The sequence below is a fragment of the Kitasatospora sp. NPDC087315 genome, from assembly GCF_044744345.1.
Taxonomy (GTDB): domain Bacteria; phylum Actinomycetota; class Actinomycetes; order Streptomycetales; family Streptomycetaceae; genus Kitasatospora.
In genome coordinates this window covers 66,397-83,342 of record NZ_JBIUYD010000006.1, presented here as the reverse complement: position 1 = coordinate 83,342, position 16,946 = coordinate 66,397, and the positions used below count along the sequence as shown (strand labels likewise).

Sequence of the window (16,946 nt, the reverse complement as noted above, 5' to 3'; positions counted from 1 at the left end):
TCCGCATCGGTGATGCGTCCGGCGCGTTAACCCGATGAAGCGGAATGATGGACGTCTGTTTGCCGGAGAGCGCGCTGGTAGGATGACCGAAGCCCACGCCGCATCGGCGGGGGCGATCCCAGACATCCTTTAAGGCCCGTCCCGTGAGGCGGGGAAGGAGGTCCGCTTCGGCATGACCGCAGACCACGAAACGACGCCGCGTCCGCCGCACCAGGTGCTGGACGGTACGGACATCACCCGGGTGATCACCCGGATAGCGCATGAGATCGTCGAGCGCGCCAAGGGCGCGGAGGACGTCGTCCTGCTCGGCATCCACACCAGGGGCGTCCATCTCGCCCGCCGCCTGCACGCCAGGCTGGCCCAGATCACCGGCCGCGAGATCCCGCTCGGCACCCTGGACATCACCATGTACCGGGACGACCTGCGGCTGAAGCCCGCCCGTGCCCTGGAGCACACCGAGATCCCGGCCGACGGCATCGACGGCAAGCTCGTCATCCTCGTCGACGACGTGCTCTTCTCCGGCCGCACCATCCGCGCCGCGCTCGACGCGCTCAACGACATCGGCCGCCCGCGCGCCGTCCAGCTCGCCGTCCTGGTCGACCGCGGCCACCGCGAGCTGCCCATCCGGGCCGACTACGTGGGCAAGAACCTCCCCACCTCGCTGCGCGAGGCCGTCCAGGTCCGCCTCGCCGACACCGACGGCGTGGACGCCGTCCTGGTCGGCGACCGCGACTACGCGTCCCGCTCCTCGCAGGCCCTGGCCTCCCAGCCGTCCGAACCGCACCTCCCGGAGTAACCGCGTGAAGCGCCACCTCGTCTCCGCCGCCGACCTCACCCGCGACGACGCGCTGCTCATCCTGGACACCGCCGAGGAGCTGGCCCAGCTCTCCGGACGAGCCGTCAAGAAGCTGCCCACGCTCCGCGGCCGCACCGTCGTCAACCTCTTCTTCGAGGACTCCACCCGCACCAAGACCTCCTTCGAGGTCGCCGAGAAGCGGCTCTCCGCCGACGTCATCAACTTCTCCGCCAAGGGCTCCTCCGTCTCCAAGGGCGAGAGCCTCAAGGACACCGCGCTCACCCTGCAGGCGATGGGCGCCGACGCGGTCGTCATCCGCCACCACGCCTCCGGCGCGCCCGCCCGGCTCGCCCAGTCCGACTGGCTGCACGGCAGCGTCATCAACGCCGGTGACGGCACCCACGAGCACCCCACCCAGGCGCTGCTCGACGCCTTCACCATCCGCCGCCACCTCAACCCGGGCCTCGGGCAGGACCTCGCGGGCCGGCGGGTGACCATCGTCGGCGACATCCTGCACAGCCGGGTCGCCCGCTCCAACGTCCACCTGCTCACCACCCTCGGCGCCCAGGTCACCTTCGTCGCCCCGCCGACGCTGCTGCCGATCGGCATCGAGAACTGGCCCTGCGAGGTCAGCTACGACCTGGAGCGGGTGCTCCCCAAGACGGACGCGCTGATGATGCTCCGGGTGCAGCGCGAGCGGATGAACGCCGCGTTCTTCCCGACCGAGCGCGAGTACAGCCGCCGCTACGGCCTGGACGGCATCCGGATGGCGCAGCTGCCCGAGCACGCCGTCGTGCTGCACCCCGGCCCGATGGTCCGCGGCATGGAGATCACCGCCGAGGTCGCCGACTCGCCGCGCTGCACCGTGGTCGAGCAGGTCGCCAACGGCGTCTCCGTCCGGATGGCCGTCCTCTACCTGCTCCTCGGCGGAGCCACCCTCTCCGACGCCCCCCGTAACGACTCCAGCGAGACCGCCCAGTGAACGAGCGAAGCGAGCGAACCGACAGCATGGTCACCTACCTGATCCGCAACGCCCAGATCCTCGGCGGCGCCCCGCAGGACCTCTACCTCGCCGACGGCGTCGTCCGCGAGATCGGCACCGCCCTCACCGTCGAGGCGGACATCGAGATCGACGCCACCGGCCTGATCGCGCTGCCCGGCCTGGTCGACCTGCACACCCACCTGCGCGAGCCCGGCCGGGAGGACGCCGAGACCGTCCTCACCGGCACCCAGGCCGCCGCCAAGGGCGGCTTCACCGCCGTGCACGCGATGGCCAACACCTTCCCGGTGGCCGACACCGCCGGCGTGGTCGAGCAGGTCTGGCGGCTCGGCCAGGAGTCCGGCTACTGCGACGTGCAGCCGGTCGGCGCCGTCACCGTCGGCCTGGAGGGCAAGAAGCTCGCCGAGCTGGGCGCGATGCACGACTCCGCCGCGGGCGTGCGGGTCTTCTCCGACGACGGCAAGTGCGTGGACGACGCGGTGATCATGCGCCGCGCCCTGGAGTACGTGAAGGCCTTCGACGGGGTCGTCGCCCAGCACGCCCAGGAGCCGCGGCTCACCGAGGGCGCCCAGATGAACGAGGGCCAGGTCTCCGGCGAGCTCGGGCTCGGCGGCTGGCCGGCCGTCGCCGAGGAGGCGATCATCGCCCGCGACGTGCTGCTCGCCGCGCACGTCGGCTCCCGCCTGCACGTCTGCCACGTCTCCACGGCCGGCTCGGTGGAGATCATCCGCTGGGCCAAGGCCAAGGGCTGGGACGTCACCGCCGAGGTCACCCCGCACCACCTGCTGCTCACCGACGAGCTGGTCCGCTCCTACGACCCGGTCTACAAGGTGAACCCGCCGCTGCGCACCGAGGCCGACGTGCAGGCGCTGCGCAAGGCGCTCGCGGACGGCACCATCGACGCCGTCGCCACCGACCACGCGCCGCACCCGGCCGAGGACAAGGACTGCGAGTGGGCCGTCGCCGCGATGGGCATGGTCGGCCTGGAGACCGCGCTGTCGGTCGTCCAGCAGACCATGGTCGACACCGGCCTGCTGAACTGGGAGGGCGTCGCCGACCGGATGTCGCACCGCCCGGCCCGGATCGGCCGTCTCACCGGACACGGGCGTCCGGTCTCGGTCGGTGAACCGGCCAACCTGGTGCTGTTCGATCCCGCGTACCGTGGTGCCGTGAACCCCGACAGCTTCGCCACCCGCAGCCGCAACACCCCCTACCGGGGCCTGGACCTGCCCGGACGGGTGCACGCCACCTTCCTGCGGGGCACCGCCACCGTGCTGGCCGGCGAGCTGGCCGTGCAGGGCGGGCTGGCGTGACCCCCTTCGCCCCGCTCGCCCAGGAGCAGGCCAAGGTCACCAACTGGCCCGGGTACATCGGCTGGGCCGTCGGCCTGCTGATCGTGATCGGCCTGGTCTACTGGCTGATGCGCCAGGGCTGGAACTGGCGCCGCACGCTCCAGTCCGGCCTCCCCTCACTGCCCGCCGTGCCGGCCGGCGCGGGCCGGACCATCCTGGAGACCAGCGGCCGGTACCACGGCACCACCACCGCCGGGAACTGGCTGGACCGGGTCGTCGCGCACGGCCTGGGCACCCGCAGCCGCGCCGACCTGACCCTCGGCGAGGACGGGCTGCTGGTCCGGCGGCCCGGTGACGTCGACCTCTGGATCCCGGCCGCCAACCTGACCGGGGCCCGGACGGACTCCGGGATCGCCGGCAAGGTCGTCCCGTCCGGACTGCTCGTCGTCACCTGGACGCTCGACGGCACCGCACTGGACTCCGGCTTCCGGGCCGACCACCCCGACGAGCACGCCGCCTGGGTCGAGGCGATCGCTCGCATCGCAACACGTACGAAGACGAAGACGGAAGAGGCCGCCACATGACCGCACCTGCCCCCACCACGCAGCGCCAACGGCGGGAACGAGTCCCCGCCGTGCTCGTCCTGGAGGACGGCCGGACCTTCCGCGGCCAGGCCTACGGCGCCCTCGGCGAGACCTTCGGCGAGGCGGTCTTCAACACCGGCATGTCCGGTTACCAGGAGACCCTGACCGACCCGTCGTACCACCGCCAGGTGGTCGTGATGACCGCCCCGCAGATCGGCAACACCGGCTGGAACGACGAGGACGACGAGTCCAGGCAGATCTGGGTCGCCGGCTACGTCGTGCGCGACCCCGCCCGCGTCCCGTCCAACTGGCGCTCGCGCCGCTCGCTGGACGAGGAACTGCACAACCAGGGCGTCGTCGGCATCAGCGGCATCGACACCCGGGCGCTCACCCGCCACCTGCGCGAGCGCGGCGCCATGCGCTGCGGAATCTTCTCCGGCACGGCGCTGGAGGACGACACCACCCTGCTGGCCAAGGTGCAGCAGGCGCCCGAGATGAAGGGCGCCGACCTGTGCGCCGAGGTCGCCACCACCGAGCCGTACGTGGTGCCCGCCATCGGTGAGAAGAAGTTCACCGTGGCCGCGCTGGACCTCGGCATCAAGGCGATGACCCCGCAGCGGATGGCCGAGCGCGGCATCGAGGTGCACGTGCTGCCGGCCAACTCGACCATCGAGGACATCTACGCCGTCAACCCGGACGGCGTGTTCTTCTCCAACGGCCCGGGCGACCCGGCCACCGCCGACCACCAGGTCGCCGTCGCGCAGGGGGTGCTGGAGCGCAGGACCCCGTTCTTCGGCATCTGCTTCGGCAACCAGATCCTCGGCCGCGCGCTGGGCTTCGGCACCTACAAGCTCAAGTACGGCCACCGCGGCATCAACCAGCCGGTGCAGGACCGCACCACCGGCAAGGTCGAGGTCACCGCGCACAACCACGGCTTCGCCGTGAACGCACCGCTGGACAAGGTGAGCGACACCCCGTACGGCCGGGTCGAGGTCTCCCACGTCTGCCTCAACGACGACGTGGTCGAGGGCCTCCAGGCGCTCGACGTGCCCGCCTTCAGCGTGCAGTACCACCCCGAAGCGGCGGCCGGCCCGCACGACGCGGCCTACCTCTTCGACCGGTTCGTCGAGCTCATGCGAGGCGACGACAACAGCGTGAAGCTCATGGAGGGCCAGCGTGCCTAAGCGCACTGACATCAAGTCCGTCCTGGTCATCGGGTCCGGCCCGATCGTGATCGGCCAGGCCGCCGAGTTCGACTACTCGGGCACGCAGGCCTGCCGGGTGCTCAAGGCCGAGGGCCTGCGGGTCATCCTGGTCAACTCCAACCCGGCCACGATCATGACCGACCCGGAGATCGCCGACGCCACCTACGTCGAGCCGATCACCCCGGAGTTCGTCGAGAAGATCATCGCCAAGGAGCGCCCCGACGCGCTGCTCCCCACCCTCGGCGGGCAGACCGCGCTCAACACCGCGATCTCCCTGCACTCCGCCGGCACGCTGGAGAAGTACGGCGTCGAGCTGATCGGCGCCGACGTCGTGGCGATCAACAAGGGTGAGGACCGCGAGCTCTTCAAGGGCGTCGTCGAGGCCGTCAACGCCAAGATCGGCCACGGCGAGTCCGCCCGCTCGGTCATCTGCCACACCATGGACGACGTGCTGGCCGGGGTCGACACCCTCGGCGGCTACCCGGTCGTCGTCCGGCCCTCCTTCACCATGGGTGGCGCCGGCTCCGGCTTCGCCCACAACGAGGAGGACCTGCGCCGCATCGCCGGCCAGGGCCTGACCCTCTCGCCGACCACCGAGGTGCTCCTGGAGGAGTCCATCCTCGGCTGGAAGGAATACGAGCTCGAGCTGATGCGCGACAAGAACGACAACGTCGTGGTCGTCTGCTCGATCGAGAACTTCGACCCGATGGGCGTGCACACCGGTGACTCGATCACCGTCGCCCCGGCGATGACGCTGACCGACCGCGAGTACCAGATCCTGCGCGACATCGGCATCGCCGTCATCCGCGAGGTCGGCGTCGACACCGGCGGCTGCAACATCCAGTTCGCCGTCAACCCGGACGACGGCCGGGTCATCGTCATCGAGATGAACCCGCGCGTCTCCCGCTCCTCCGCGCTGGCGTCCAAGGCCACCGGCTTCCCGATCGCCAAGATCGCCGCGAAGCTCGCCGTCGGCTACACCCTGGACGAGATCCCCAACGACATCACCGAGCAGACCCCGGCCTCCTTCGAGCCGGCCCTCGACTACGTCGTGGTCAAGGTCCCGCGGTTCGCGTTCGAGAAGTTCCCGAGCGCCGACGCCACGCTGACCACCACCATGAAGTCCGTCGGCGAGGCCATGGCCATGGGCCGCAACTTCCCCGAGGCGCTCAACAAGGCGCTGCGCTCGCTGGAGAAGAAGGGCTCCCAGTTCACCTGGACCGGCCCGGTCGGGGACAAGGCCGCGCTGCTGGAGAAGTCCGTCGTGCCGACCGACGGCCGGATCAACACCGTCATGGAGGCCATCCGGGCCGGCGCCACCCAGGAGGAGGTGTTCGAGGCCACCAGGATCGACCCGTGGTTCGTCGACCAGCTCTTCCTGCTCGACGAGATCGCCGCCGAGCTGGCCGGGGCGGGCGAGCTCACCCCCGAGCTGCTGCGCCACGCCAAGCGGCACGGCTTCTCCGACCAGCAGATCGGCGAGATCCGCGGCCTCAAGCCGGACGTGGTCCGCGAGGTCCGGCACGCCCTCGGCATCCGCCCGGTGTTCAAGACCGTCGACACCTGCGCCGCCGAGTTCGCCGCCAGGACCCCGTACTTCTACTCGTCCTACGACGAGGAGAACGAGGTCGCCCCGCGCACCAAGCCCGCCGTGATCATCCTCGGCTCCGGCCCCAACCGCATCGGCCAGGGCATCGAGTTCGACTACTCCTGCGTCCACGCCTCGTTCGCGCTGGCCGACGCCGGGTACGAGACCGTGATGGTCAACTGCAACCCGGAGACCGTCTCCACCGACTACGACACCTCCGACCGGCTCTACTTCGAGCCGCTCACCCTGGAGGACGTGCTGGAGATCGTCCACGCCGAGCAGCAGGCCGGACCGCTGGCCGGCGTCATCGTCCAGCTCGGCGGCCAGACCCCGCTCGGCCTGGCCCAGGCGCTCAAGGAGAACGGCGTCCCGATCGTCGGCACCCAGCCCGAGGCGATCGACCTCGCCGAGGAGCGCGGCGCCTTCGGCCGGGTGCTGCGCGACGCCGGCCTGCCGGCCCCCAAGCACGGCACCGCCTTCTCCTTCGACGAGGCCAAGTCGATCGCCGACGAGATCGGCTACCCGGTCCTGGCCCGCCCGTCCTACGTGCTCGGCGGCCGCGGCATGGAGATCGTCTACGACGAGGCCTCGCTCGCCTCCTACCTGGAGCGGCACGCCGGCCTGATCTCCGAGCACCCCGTCCTGATCGACCGCTTCCTCGACGACGCGGTGGAGATCGACGTCGACGCGCTCTACGACGGCACCGAGCTCTACCTCGGCGGCGTCATGGAGCACATCGAGGAGGCCGGCATCCACTCCGGCGACTCCGCCTGCGCCCTGCCCCCGATCACCCTCGGCGGCCACGACATCAAGCGGCTGCGCGCCTCCACCGAGGGGATCGCCCGCGGCGTCGGTGTGCGCGGTCTGATCAACATCCAGTTCGCCCTCTCCGGCGACATCCTCTACGTGCTGGAGGCCAACCCGCGCGCCTCCCGCACCGTGCCGTTCACCTCCAAGGCCACGGCCGTGCCGCTGGCCAAGGCCGCCGCCCGGATCTCGCTCGGCGCCACCATCGCCCAGCTGCGCGCCGAGGGCCTGCTCCCGGCCGAGGGCGACGGCGGCACCCTGCCGGCCGACTGCCCGATCTCCGTCAAGGAGGCCGTGATGCCGTGGAGCCGCTTCCGCGACGTCCACGGCCGCGGCGTGGACACCGTGCTCGGCCCGGAGATGCGCTCCACCGGCGAGGTCATGGGCATCGACAAGGTCTTCGGCACGGCGTACGCCAAGTCGCAGGCCGGCGCCTACGGCGCGCTCCCGACCAAGGGCAAGGTCTTCGTCTCCGTCGCCAACCGCGACAAGCGCAACCTGGTCTTCCCGGCCCGCGCGCTGGTCGGCCTCGGCTTCGAGCTGCTCGCCACCGCCGGCACCGCCGAGGTGCTGCAGCGCGGCGGCATCCCCGCCACCGTGGTGCGCAAGCACAGCGAGGGCGAGGGCCCGAACGGCGAGAAGACGATCGTCCAGCTGATCCACGAGGGTGCGGTCGACCTCATCATCAACACGCCGTACGGCACCGGTGGCCGCCTCGACGGCTACGAGATCCGCACCGCGGCCATCGCCCGCGCCGTGCCCTGCCTGACCACCGTCCAGGCCATGGGCGCCGCCGTCCAGGGCATCGACGCGCTGCTGCGCGACGAGGTCGGGGTGATGTCGCTCCAGGAGCACGCCGAGCTGATCAACGCCGGCCGCGCCAAGTAGCACCACCGCAGTGGGGGGCACCGAACCGCCTGGTGCCCCCCACTGCCATGCCCGCCCCTCGTCCGTCGCCGTCCGCCGCGCCCGCCGTCGCCCGTCGCGCCCGCGCCTCCTGTTGGGAGCTGCCATGTACAAGCTGCTGTTCGATCTCGTCTTCAAGAAGATGGACCCCGAGAAGGCCCACCACCTCGCCTTCTTCTGGATCCGGCTGGCCTCCTCCGTGCCCGGCCTGCGCACCCTGGTGCGCCTGGTGCTCGCCCCGCGCGACCGGGCCCTGCACACCACCGCCCTCGGCCTCGACCTGCCCGGCCCGTTCGGTCTGGCGGCCGGCTTCGACAAGAACGGCGTCGGCATCGACGGCCTGTCGATGCTCGGCTTCGACTACGTCGAGATCGGCACCATCACCGGCGAGCCCCAGCCCGGCAACCCGGCGCCCCGGCTCTTCCGCCTGGTCGAGGACCGCGCGCTGATCAACCGGATGGGCTTCAACAACCAGGGCTCGGCCCGGGTCGCCGCCCGCCTCGCGGCCCGCCCGCACACCAGCTCCACCCCCGTGGTCGGCATCAACATCGGCAAGACCAAGGTGGTCGAGGAGGCCGACGCGATCGCCGACTACGTCAAGAGCACCGAGCGCCTCGCCAAGTACGCCGACTACCTGGTGGTCAACGTCAGCTCGCCGAACACCCCCGGGCTGCGCAACCTCCAGGCCGTCTCCCACCTCGGCCCGCTGCTGTCCGCCGTCCGCGAGGCCGCGGACCGCACCACCCCGCACCATGTGCCGCTGCTGGTGAAGATCGCCCCCGACCTGGCCGACGAGGACGTCGACGCGGTCGCCGACCTCGCCCTGGAGCTCGGCCTGGACGGCATCATCGCCACCAACACCACCATCGGCCGCGAGGGCCTGCGCGAGAGCGCCGCCCGGATCGAGGAGATCGGCATGGGCGGCCTGTCCGGCGCCCCGCTCAAGGCCCGCGCCCTGGAGGTGCTGCAGCGCCTGCGCGCCCGGACCGAGGGCCGGCTGACGCTGGTCTCGGTCGGCGGCATCGAGACCGCCGAGGACGCCTGGCAGCGCATCATCCACGGCGCCGACCTGGTCCAGGGCTACAGCGCCTTCATCTACGAGGGTCCGTTCTGGTGCCGCCGCATCCACAAGGGCCTCTCCGCCCGCGTCCGGGCCGGCGGCTTCCGCGACCTGGCCGCCGCCGTCGGCAGCGCCAAGGCCTCCTGACCCCCTCTCACGAACTCACGAACGTTCCGGAAAGGACGTCATGACCCTCGCCCCGTTCGGCGCCCGCCTGCGCCACGCCCTCGACACCCGCGGCCAGCTCTGCGTCGGCATCGACCCGCACGCCTCCCTGCTCGCCGCCTGGGGGCTCGGCGACGACATCGCCGGCCTGGAGACCTTCAGCCGCACCGTGGTCGAGGCGCTGGCCGACCGGGTGGCCGTGCTCAAGCCGCAGGCCGCCTTCTTCGAGCGCTTCGGCAGCCGGGGCGTCGCGGTCCTGGAGAAGTCCGTGGAGGAGGCCCGCGCGGCCGGTGCGCTGGTCCTGATGGACGCCAAGCGCGGTGACATCGGCTCCACCATGGCCGCGTACGCCGAGGCCTTCCTGGCGCCCACCAGCCCGCTCTTCTCGGACGCCGTCACCGTCAGCCCCTACCTGGGCTTCGGCTCGCTGCGCCCGGCGCTCGACCTGGCGGCCGCGAACGGCGCCGGCGTCTTCGCGCTGGCGCTCACCTCCAACCCGGAGGGTGCCGAGGTGCAGCGCGCGACCGGCGCGGACGGCACCTCGGTGGCCGCTTCGGTGCTGCGGCAGCTGGCCGCCGAGAACGCCGGTGCCGAGCCGCTGGGCTCGTTCGGCGCGGTGGTCGGGGCGACCCTGGCGGACGCGGGCGTGGACCTGGCGATCAACGGTCCGCTGCTGGCCCCCGGGATCGGCGCCCAGGGCGCGACCATGGCGGATCTGCCGCGGGTGTTCGGCGCCTCGGTGCGCAACGTGGTGCCGAGCGTCAGCCGGGACGTGCTCCGGCACGGACCGTCGGTGCCGGCCCTGCGGGCGGCGGCGGAGCGCTTCGTCGGCGAGTACGCGGACGCGGTGAAGTAGGGCGCCGAAGTAGCGCGCGGCGGCGGCGGGTTCGGCTCCGCCTGGTCCGCCGGCGTCGCGTGGGACGGCCTCGCGGTGCGCCGGTAGCGCGCTGCGACGGCACGGACGGGTGGTGTGACGCCCGGCGACTTGACGTGAGCGCCGTCACATCGGTGCCGCCAAAGGTCCGCAATCGCGGTCATTTTGCCCCGGAAAGTCCTGGTCGGCCTTGGCTGACCAGGACTTTTCGTGTTCTTTTCCTGACGCGGCGCCGCAATCCGGGTAGTGTCCGGCGATAGGTCATCGAAGAGCGGCGATTCCCGTTGCTCTCGCAGGTCAGAGCCGTACGGTTCCCCTGTGGCCGGTGTCCTGGGAACCACCAGTCATAGCTCAATCCCTTCCTTCCACACCCTGAGGTGAACGGCGTGGCTCTTCCGCCCCTTACCCCTGAACAGCGCACCGCCGCGCTCGCCAAGGCCGCCGAGGCTCGCCGGGAGCGCGCCGAGGTCAAGAACCGGCTCAAGCACTCCGGCGCCTCCCTGCACGAGGTGATCAAGGCCGGCAAGGCCGACAACGACGTGATCGGCAAGATGAAGGTCTCCGCACTGCTGGAGTCCCTTCCGGGCGTCGGAAAGGTCCGTGCCAAGCAGATCATGGAACGTCTCGGCATCAGCGAGAGCCGTCGCGTCCGCGGCCTCGGTACGAACCAGATCGCCTCCCTGGAGCGGGAGTTCGGCGGGGGTGCCGCCTGACCGTGCCCCGTGGTCCCGGCATCGTCCGCGATCCGGGATAATCGGTGCATGAGTGAGCGTCCGCGGCTGACCGTGCTCTCCGGCCCCTCGGGGGTCGGCAAGAGCACGGTCGTCGCTCATATGAGGAAGCAGTACCCCGAGGTCTGGCTCTCGGTGTCGGCGACGACCCGCCACCCGAGGCCCGGCGAGCAGGACGGGGTCCAGTACCACTTCGTCGACAACGACGAGTTCGACAAGCTGATCGCCAACGGCGAGTTGCTGGAGTGGGCGGTGTTCGCGGGCAACCGCTACGGCACCCCGCGCTCGGCGGTGCTGGAGAAGCTGGACCGCGGCGAGCCGGTCCTGCTGGAGATCGACCTGCAGGGCGCCCGTCAGGTGCGCGAGTCGATGCCCGAGGCCCAGCTCGTGTTCCTGGCTCCGCCGAGCTGGGACGAGCTGGTCCGCCGGCTGACCGGCCGGGGCACCGAGTCGCAGGACGTGATCGAGAAGCGGCTGGAGGCCGCCAGGGTCGAGCTGGCCGCGGAGTCGGAGTTCGACACAACCCTTGTCAACACCTCCGTCGAGCAGGTAGCGGCCGAACTGCTAGCCTTGCTCGGTGTAGCCTGACCTGTCTGTCTTTTCCACCTTTCGGAAGGTTTTCGCGTGTCCTCTTCCATGACCGCGCCCGAGGGCATCATCAACCCGCCGATCGACGAGCTGCTTGAGGCCACCGACTCCAAGTACAGCCTCGTGATCTACGCCGCCAAGCGCGCGCGTCAGATCAACGCCTACTACTCGCAGCTCGGTGAGGGCCTGCTGGAGTACGTCGGCCCGCTGGTCGACACCCACGTGCACGAGAAGCCGCTGTCGATCGCGCTGCGCGAGATCAACGCGGGCATGCTCACCGCGGAGGCGGTCGAGGCGGAGACCCGCTGAGCGGTCGTTGCCTGTTCTCTTGCCCGAAGGGCCCGGCGGAATCGTTTCCGCCGGGCCCTTCGGCCTGTCCGGGGCCGGGTGTTGGGCGGACGGCGTGCGTGCGCGGCTGTGCGTTCCGCCACAGTGCGGGTGATCGTCACGGGGCCGTAGGGTGAGCACGTTCTGACCAGGCCGGAGGAGGAAACGGGAGCATGAGCGCGAGCACGGACGCGAGTACGGACCGGACGGGCACGCAGGCCCCGCGGGTGGTTCTCGGCGTCAGCGGCGGCATCGCCGCCTACAAGGCCTGTGAACTGCTGCGCCGTTTCACCGAGTCCGGCCACCAGGTCACCGTGGTGCCCACCGCCGCCGCGCTGCACTTCGTCGGCGAGGCCACCTGGGCCGCGCTCTCCGGCCGGCCGGCCGCCACCGAGACCTGGGACAAGGTCCACGAGGTGCCGCACGTGCGGATCGGCCAGCAGGCCGACCTGGTCGTGGTCGCCCCGGCCACCGCCGACCTGATGGCCAGGGCGGCCCACGGGCTGGCCGACGACCTGCTCACCAACACCCTGCTCACCGCCCGCTGTCCGGTGGTGCTGGCGCCCGCCATGCACACCGAGATGTGGGAGCACCCGGCCACCCGGGAGAACGTCGCCACCCTGCGCCGCCGCGGTGTCATCGTGCTGGAGCCCGCGGTCGGGCGGCTCACCGGCAAGGACACCGGCAAGGGGCGGCTGCCCGAGCCGTCCGCGATCTTCGACGCCTGCCGGGCCGTGCTGCGCCGGGGCGCACCGTCGGGTGACCTGGCGGGCCGGCACGTGGTGGTGTCGGCCGGCGGGACGCGCGAGCCGCTGGACCCGGTGCGCTTCCTCGGCAACCGCTCCTCCGGCAAGCAGGGCTACGCGCTCGCCGCGACCGCCGCGGCGCGGGGCGCCCGCGTGACATTGATCTCGGCCAATGCCGAGCCGGCCGATCCGGCGGGGGTGGATGTGGTGCATGTCTCGACCGCGCTGGAGCTCCGGGACGCCGCGCTGAAGGCGGCGGCGGACGCGGACGCCGTGGTCATGGCCGCCGCGGTGGCCGACTTCCGGCCCGCCGAGTACGCCACCGGCAAGATCAAGAAAGTCGAGGGGGTCGAGCCGGCGCCGGTCGCGCTCGTCCGGAACCCGGACATCCTGGCGGAGCTGTCGGCCCACCGTGCCCGTTCGGGTCAACTGGTCGTGGGTTTCGCGGCGGAGACGGACGACGTGCTCGCCAACGGCCGCGCCAAGCTCGCACGCAAGGGCTGTGACCTGCTGGTGGTCAACGAGGTGGGGAACGGGAAGGCGTTCGGTACGGACGTCAACGAGGCCGTGGTGCTCGGCTCGGACGGGAGTGAGACGGTTGTTCCGGTGGGGCCCAAGGAGGCGCTCGCCGATGTCGTCTGGGACCTGATCGCGAAGCGGCTGGAACCGGTCGCCCGGTGATCTGAACCGACAATCGTCCGGTCTTGATTTCCGGAATGGAGTGACGGTTGCCGGTAGCCGACCGTTACACTCCAGGAATCAAGTCTTTCCGGATGTCCCCGGTCCGCCGGGGGCCTTCAGTCAGCAGCCGCTGCAACCCCAGGGAGCGCTGTGTCTCGCCGCCTGTTCACCTCGGAATCCGTGACCGAGGGACACCCCGACAAGATCGCTGACCAGATCAGCGACACCATCCTTGACGCTCTCCTTCGTGAGGACCCGAAGTCCCGGGTCGCCGTGGAGACGCTCATCACCACCGGCCAGGTGCACGTGGCCGGTGAGGTGACCACCAAGGCGTACGCGCCGATCGCCCAGCTCGTCCGGGACAAGATCCTGGAGATCGGTTACGACAGCTCCAAGAAGGGCTTCGACGGCGCCTCCTGTGGCGTGTCGGTGTCCATCGGTGCCCAGTCGCCCGACATCGCGCAGGGCGTCGACACCGCGTACGAGGCCCGGGTCGAGGGGTCCGCCCACGGCGACGAAGGCGACGACCTGGACAAGCAGGGCGCGGGTGACCAGGGCCTGATGTTCGGCTACGCGTCGGACGAGACGCCGGAGCTGATGCCGCTGCCGATCACGCTGGCGCACCGGCTGTCCAAGCGCCTGTCGGAGGTCCGCAAGAACGGGACGATCCCGTACCTGCGCCCGGACGGCAAGACCCAGGTCACCATCGAGTACGACGGCGACCGCGCCGTCCGCCTGGACACCGTGGTCGTCTCCTCGCAGCACGCGAGCGACATCGACCTGGAGTCGCTGCTCACCCCGGACATCCGCGAGTTCGTCGTGGAGCCGGAGCTGAAGGCGCTGGCCGAGCAGGGCATCAAGCTGGTGACCGAGGGCTACCGCCTGCTGGTCAACCCGACCGGCCGCTTCGAGATCGGCGGCCCGATGGGCGACGCCGGCCTCACCGGCCGCAAGATCATCATCGACACCTACGGCGGCTACGCCCGCCACGGTGGCGGTGCCTTCTCCGGCAAGGACCCGTCCAAGGTCGACCGCTCGGCCGCCTACGCCATGCGCTGGGTCGCCAAGAACATCGTCGCCGCCGGCCTCGCCCGCCGCGCCGAGGTCCAGGTCGCCTACGCCATCGGCAAGGCCGAGCCGGTCGGCCTCTTCGTCGAGACCTTCGGCACCGAGACCGTCCCGGTCCTCACCATCCAGAAGGCCGTCACCGACGTCTTCGACCTGCGTCCGGCCGCGATCATCCGCGACCTGGACCTGCTGCGCCCGATCTACGCGCAGACCGCGGCGTACGGCCACTTCGGCCGTGAGCTGCCGGACTTCACCTGGGAGCGGACCGACCGGGTCGACCAGCTGAAGAAGGCCGTCCAGGACTGACGCCCTTCCCCACGCGCACGACCGCAGGCGGCGGCCGCCCCGAGCCCTCGGGACGGCCGCCGCCTGCGGCGTTGTGCCCGATGTCGGTGTGACCTGGTAGTACTTGGAGCGATGAGCAGCGAAGAGGAGAGCGGCGGGGGCGGTGCGGGGGCTCCGGAGCAGCTCGCGTTCATCCGGGAGACGGTGCGCCGGGCCAAGCCCCGTACCTGGCGCGGGGCCAAGCGCGCCGAGCACCTGCCGGTGGCCCGGGTGGTGGTCGACAAGGGCGTGCTGACCATCGACAAGTTCTTCGACTACGAGGTGCCCGCCGCGATGGCGGAGGACGCCCGGCCCGGCGCGCGGGTGCGGGTGCGTTTCGGGGCGCGCGTGGTGAAGGGCCAGCGCGAGGGGGGGGAACTGCACGACGGGTTCATCGTCGCGCGCCTGCCCGAAAGCGACTTCCCCGGCCCGCTGGCGCCGCTCGCCCAGGTGCTCTCGCCCGAGCCGGTGCTCACCCCGCAGCTGCTGCGGCTCTGCCGGACCGTCGCCGACCGCTACGCGGGGACCCTGGCGGACGTCCTCCAGCTGGCGATCCCGCCCCGGCACGCCAAGGCCGAGGCCGAGCCCTCCCCGCCGCCCAGGCCCCGGCCGGCCGCGCCCGCCCCCGGTGGCTGGCAGCGCTACCCCGCCGGGCCCGACTTCCTCGCCGCGCTGGCCGGCGGCGGCGCGCCGCGCGCGGTCTGGACGGCGCTGCCCGGCCCCGGCTGGCCGTACGAGATCGCCCGCGCCGTCGCCGCCACCCTGGCGAGCGGGCGCGGCGCGCTGGTCGTCCTGCCGGACGGGCGCACCACCGCCCGGGTCGACCGGGCGCTCACCGAACTGCTCGGCGCCGGGCAGCACGCCACCCTGGTGGCCGATCTCGGGCCCCGGGAGCGCTACCGGCGCTGGCTGGAGGTGAGCCGCGGCTCGGTGCACGCCGTCATCGGCACCCGCGCCACCATGTTCGCGCCGGTGCGCGACCTCGGGCTGGTGGTCGTCTGGTCGGACGGCGACAGCAGCCACAGCGATCCGCGCGCCCCGCACCCGCACGTCCGGGAGGTCGCGCTGCTGCGCGCGGCCGAGGAGGGCGCGGGCGTGCTGCTGGGCGGGCACACGGTGACCGTGGAGGGCGCGCAGCTGGTCAGCACCGGGTGGGCCCGGCCGCTGGCGGCCGACCGGGAGACCGTCCGGCAGGTCGCGCCCCGGGTCCGGACCGTCACCGACCAGGACCAGCACCGGGACGCCGCCGCCCAGGCCGCCCGGCTGCCGTCGGTGGCCTGGGAGGTCGCGCGGGACGCGCTGGCGAGCGGCGGGCCGGTCCTGATCCAGGTGCCGAGGCGCGGGTACGTGCCCCGGCTGGCGTGCGGGCGCTGCCGCACGCCGGTCCGGTGCCGGCACTGCGAGGGCCCGCTGGAGGCCGCGTCGTCCGACGCGCCGCTGCGCTGCGGCTGGTGCGGGGAGGCGGAGAACGACTGGCACTGCGCCGAGTGCGGGTCGTTCCGGCTGCGGGCGCAGGTGGTCGGTGCGCGGCGGACGGCGGAGGAGCTGGGGAAGGCGTTCCCCCGGATCCCGGTCCGGACCTCCGGACGGGACGCGGTGCTGGCGACCGTCCCCGCGGAGCCGGCGCTGGTGATCTCCACCCCGGGCGCCGAGCCGGTGGTCGAAGGGGCGGACGGCTACGCGGCCGCGCTGCTGCTGGACGGCTGGGCGCTGCTCGGCCGCCCGGACCTGCGGGCCGGGGAGGAGACCCTGCGGCTCTGGCTGGCGGCCGCCGCGCTGGTCCGGCCCTCGACCGAGGGCGGCACGGTGGTGGTGGTCGCGGAGCCGACCGCGCGGCCGGTGCAGGCGCTGGTCCGCTGGGACCCGATGGGCCACGCCGGGCTGGAGCGGGACGAACGGGCGCAGCTGCACTTCCCGCCGGTGTCGCGGATGGCCTCGGTGGCGGGCAGTCCGGCGGCGGTGGCCGACCTGCTGGGCCTGGTCCGGCTGCCGGAGGGCGCCGATGTGCTGGGCCCGGTGCCGGTGCCGAAGCTGCGGGGGGAGGAGCAGGAGCGGGCGCTGCTGCGGGTGCCGCCCGGACAGGGGGCGGCGCTGGCGGCGGCGCTCAAGGCGGCGCAGATCGCGCGGATCGCGCTGCGGACGCCGGAGGCGGTGAAGGTGCGGATCGATCCGCTGGACATCGGCTGAGGCGAGGGCGGCCGGGC

The 16,946-nt window shown here is 72.1% G+C and carries 14 protein-coding genes; all 14 read left to right on the top strand.

Features of this window, described 5'->3' with window-relative positions:
* Positions 1-172: 172 nt before the first annotated feature.
* The 14 genes from pyrR to ACIO5D_RS10530 all read left to right on the top strand — a co-directional run bounded on the left by pyrR (position 173) and on the right by ACIO5D_RS10530 (position 16,929).
* Positions 173-796, top strand: coding sequence for a bifunctional pyr operon transcriptional regulator/uracil phosphoribosyltransferase PyrR (gene pyrR / locus ACIO5D_RS10595; protein WP_363610458.1), 624 nt, complete (start codon positions 173-175; stop codon positions 794-796).
* A 4-nt stretch (positions 797-800) separates the two neighbouring features.
* The gene (locus ACIO5D_RS10590; RefSeq protein ID WP_363610456.1) at positions 801-1,778 is read left to right on the top strand and encodes an aspartate carbamoyltransferase catalytic subunit; all 978 of its coding nucleotides are present in this window, start codon (positions 801-803) and stop codon (positions 1,776-1,778) included.
* 26 nt (positions 1,779-1,804) lie between these two features.
* Complete coding sequence (locus tag ACIO5D_RS10585) at positions 1,805-3,109, top strand: dihydroorotase (protein ID WP_400658269.1); 1,305 nt, start codon at positions 1,805-1,807, stop codon at positions 3,107-3,109.
* On the top strand, positions 3,106-3,672 hold the full coding sequence (locus ACIO5D_RS10580; protein WP_400794771.1) for a hypothetical protein: 567 nt from the start codon (positions 3,106-3,108) through the stop codon (positions 3,670-3,672). Before ACIO5D_RS10585 ends, ACIO5D_RS10580 begins: the two co-directional genes overlap by 4 nt.
* Entirely contained in the window at positions 3,669-4,856 is a 1,188-nt protein-coding gene (gene carA, locus ACIO5D_RS10575; RefSeq protein ID WP_363610452.1) for a glutamine-hydrolyzing carbamoyl-phosphate synthase small subunit, read from the top strand. The genes ACIO5D_RS10580 and carA overlap by 4 nt, the downstream gene beginning before the upstream one ends.
* Entirely contained in the window at positions 4,849-8,160 is a 3,312-nt protein-coding gene (carB, locus tag ACIO5D_RS10570) for a carbamoyl-phosphate synthase large subunit (RefSeq protein ID WP_400794769.1), read from the top strand. Before carA ends, carB begins: the two co-directional genes overlap by 8 nt.
* Before the next feature lie 124 nt (positions 8,161-8,284).
* The gene (locus tag ACIO5D_RS10565) at positions 8,285-9,385 is read left to right on the top strand and encodes a quinone-dependent dihydroorotate dehydrogenase (protein WP_363610448.1); all 1,101 of its coding nucleotides are present in this window, start codon (positions 8,285-8,287) and stop codon (positions 9,383-9,385) included.
* Between the two features lie 40 nt (positions 9,386-9,425).
* A complete protein-coding gene (pyrF, locus tag ACIO5D_RS10560; protein WP_363610446.1) occupies positions 9,426-10,259 on the top strand; it encodes an orotidine-5'-phosphate decarboxylase in 834 nt (277 codons plus the stop codon).
* Positions 10,260-10,663: 404 nt separating this feature from the next.
* Positions 10,664-10,990 carry an integration host factor, actinobacterial type gene (gene mihF, locus ACIO5D_RS10555; RefSeq protein WP_030056187.1) on the top strand — a complete coding sequence of 109 codons (327 nt, stop codon included), beginning with the start codon at positions 10,664-10,666 and terminating at the stop codon, positions 10,988-10,990.
* Between the two features lie 48 nt (positions 10,991-11,038).
* Entirely contained in the window at positions 11,039-11,596 is a 558-nt protein-coding gene (gene gmk / locus ACIO5D_RS10550; protein WP_363610444.1) for a guanylate kinase, read from the top strand.
* Between the two features lie 36 nt (positions 11,597-11,632).
* Positions 11,633-11,905, top strand: coding sequence for a DNA-directed RNA polymerase subunit omega (gene rpoZ, locus ACIO5D_RS10545; RefSeq protein WP_363610442.1), 273 nt, complete (start codon positions 11,633-11,635; stop codon positions 11,903-11,905).
* A 191-nt stretch (positions 11,906-12,096) separates the two neighbouring features.
* The gene (coaBC, locus tag ACIO5D_RS10540) at positions 12,097-13,350 is read left to right on the top strand and encodes a bifunctional phosphopantothenoylcysteine decarboxylase/phosphopantothenate--cysteine ligase CoaBC (protein ID WP_400794767.1); all 1,254 of its coding nucleotides are present in this window, start codon (positions 12,097-12,099) and stop codon (positions 13,348-13,350) included.
* Between the two features lie 150 nt (positions 13,351-13,500).
* Positions 13,501-14,724: a methionine adenosyltransferase gene (metK, locus tag ACIO5D_RS10535; protein WP_363610438.1), complete on the top strand. Its 1,224-nt coding sequence runs from the start codon at positions 13,501-13,503 to the stop codon at positions 14,722-14,724.
* Between the two features lie 111 nt (positions 14,725-14,835).
* Positions 14,836-16,929: a primosomal protein N' gene (locus ACIO5D_RS10530; RefSeq protein WP_400658216.1), complete on the top strand. Its 2,094-nt coding sequence runs from the start codon at positions 14,836-14,838 to the stop codon at positions 16,927-16,929.
* The last annotated feature ends 17 nt before the right edge of the window (positions 16,930-16,946 follow it).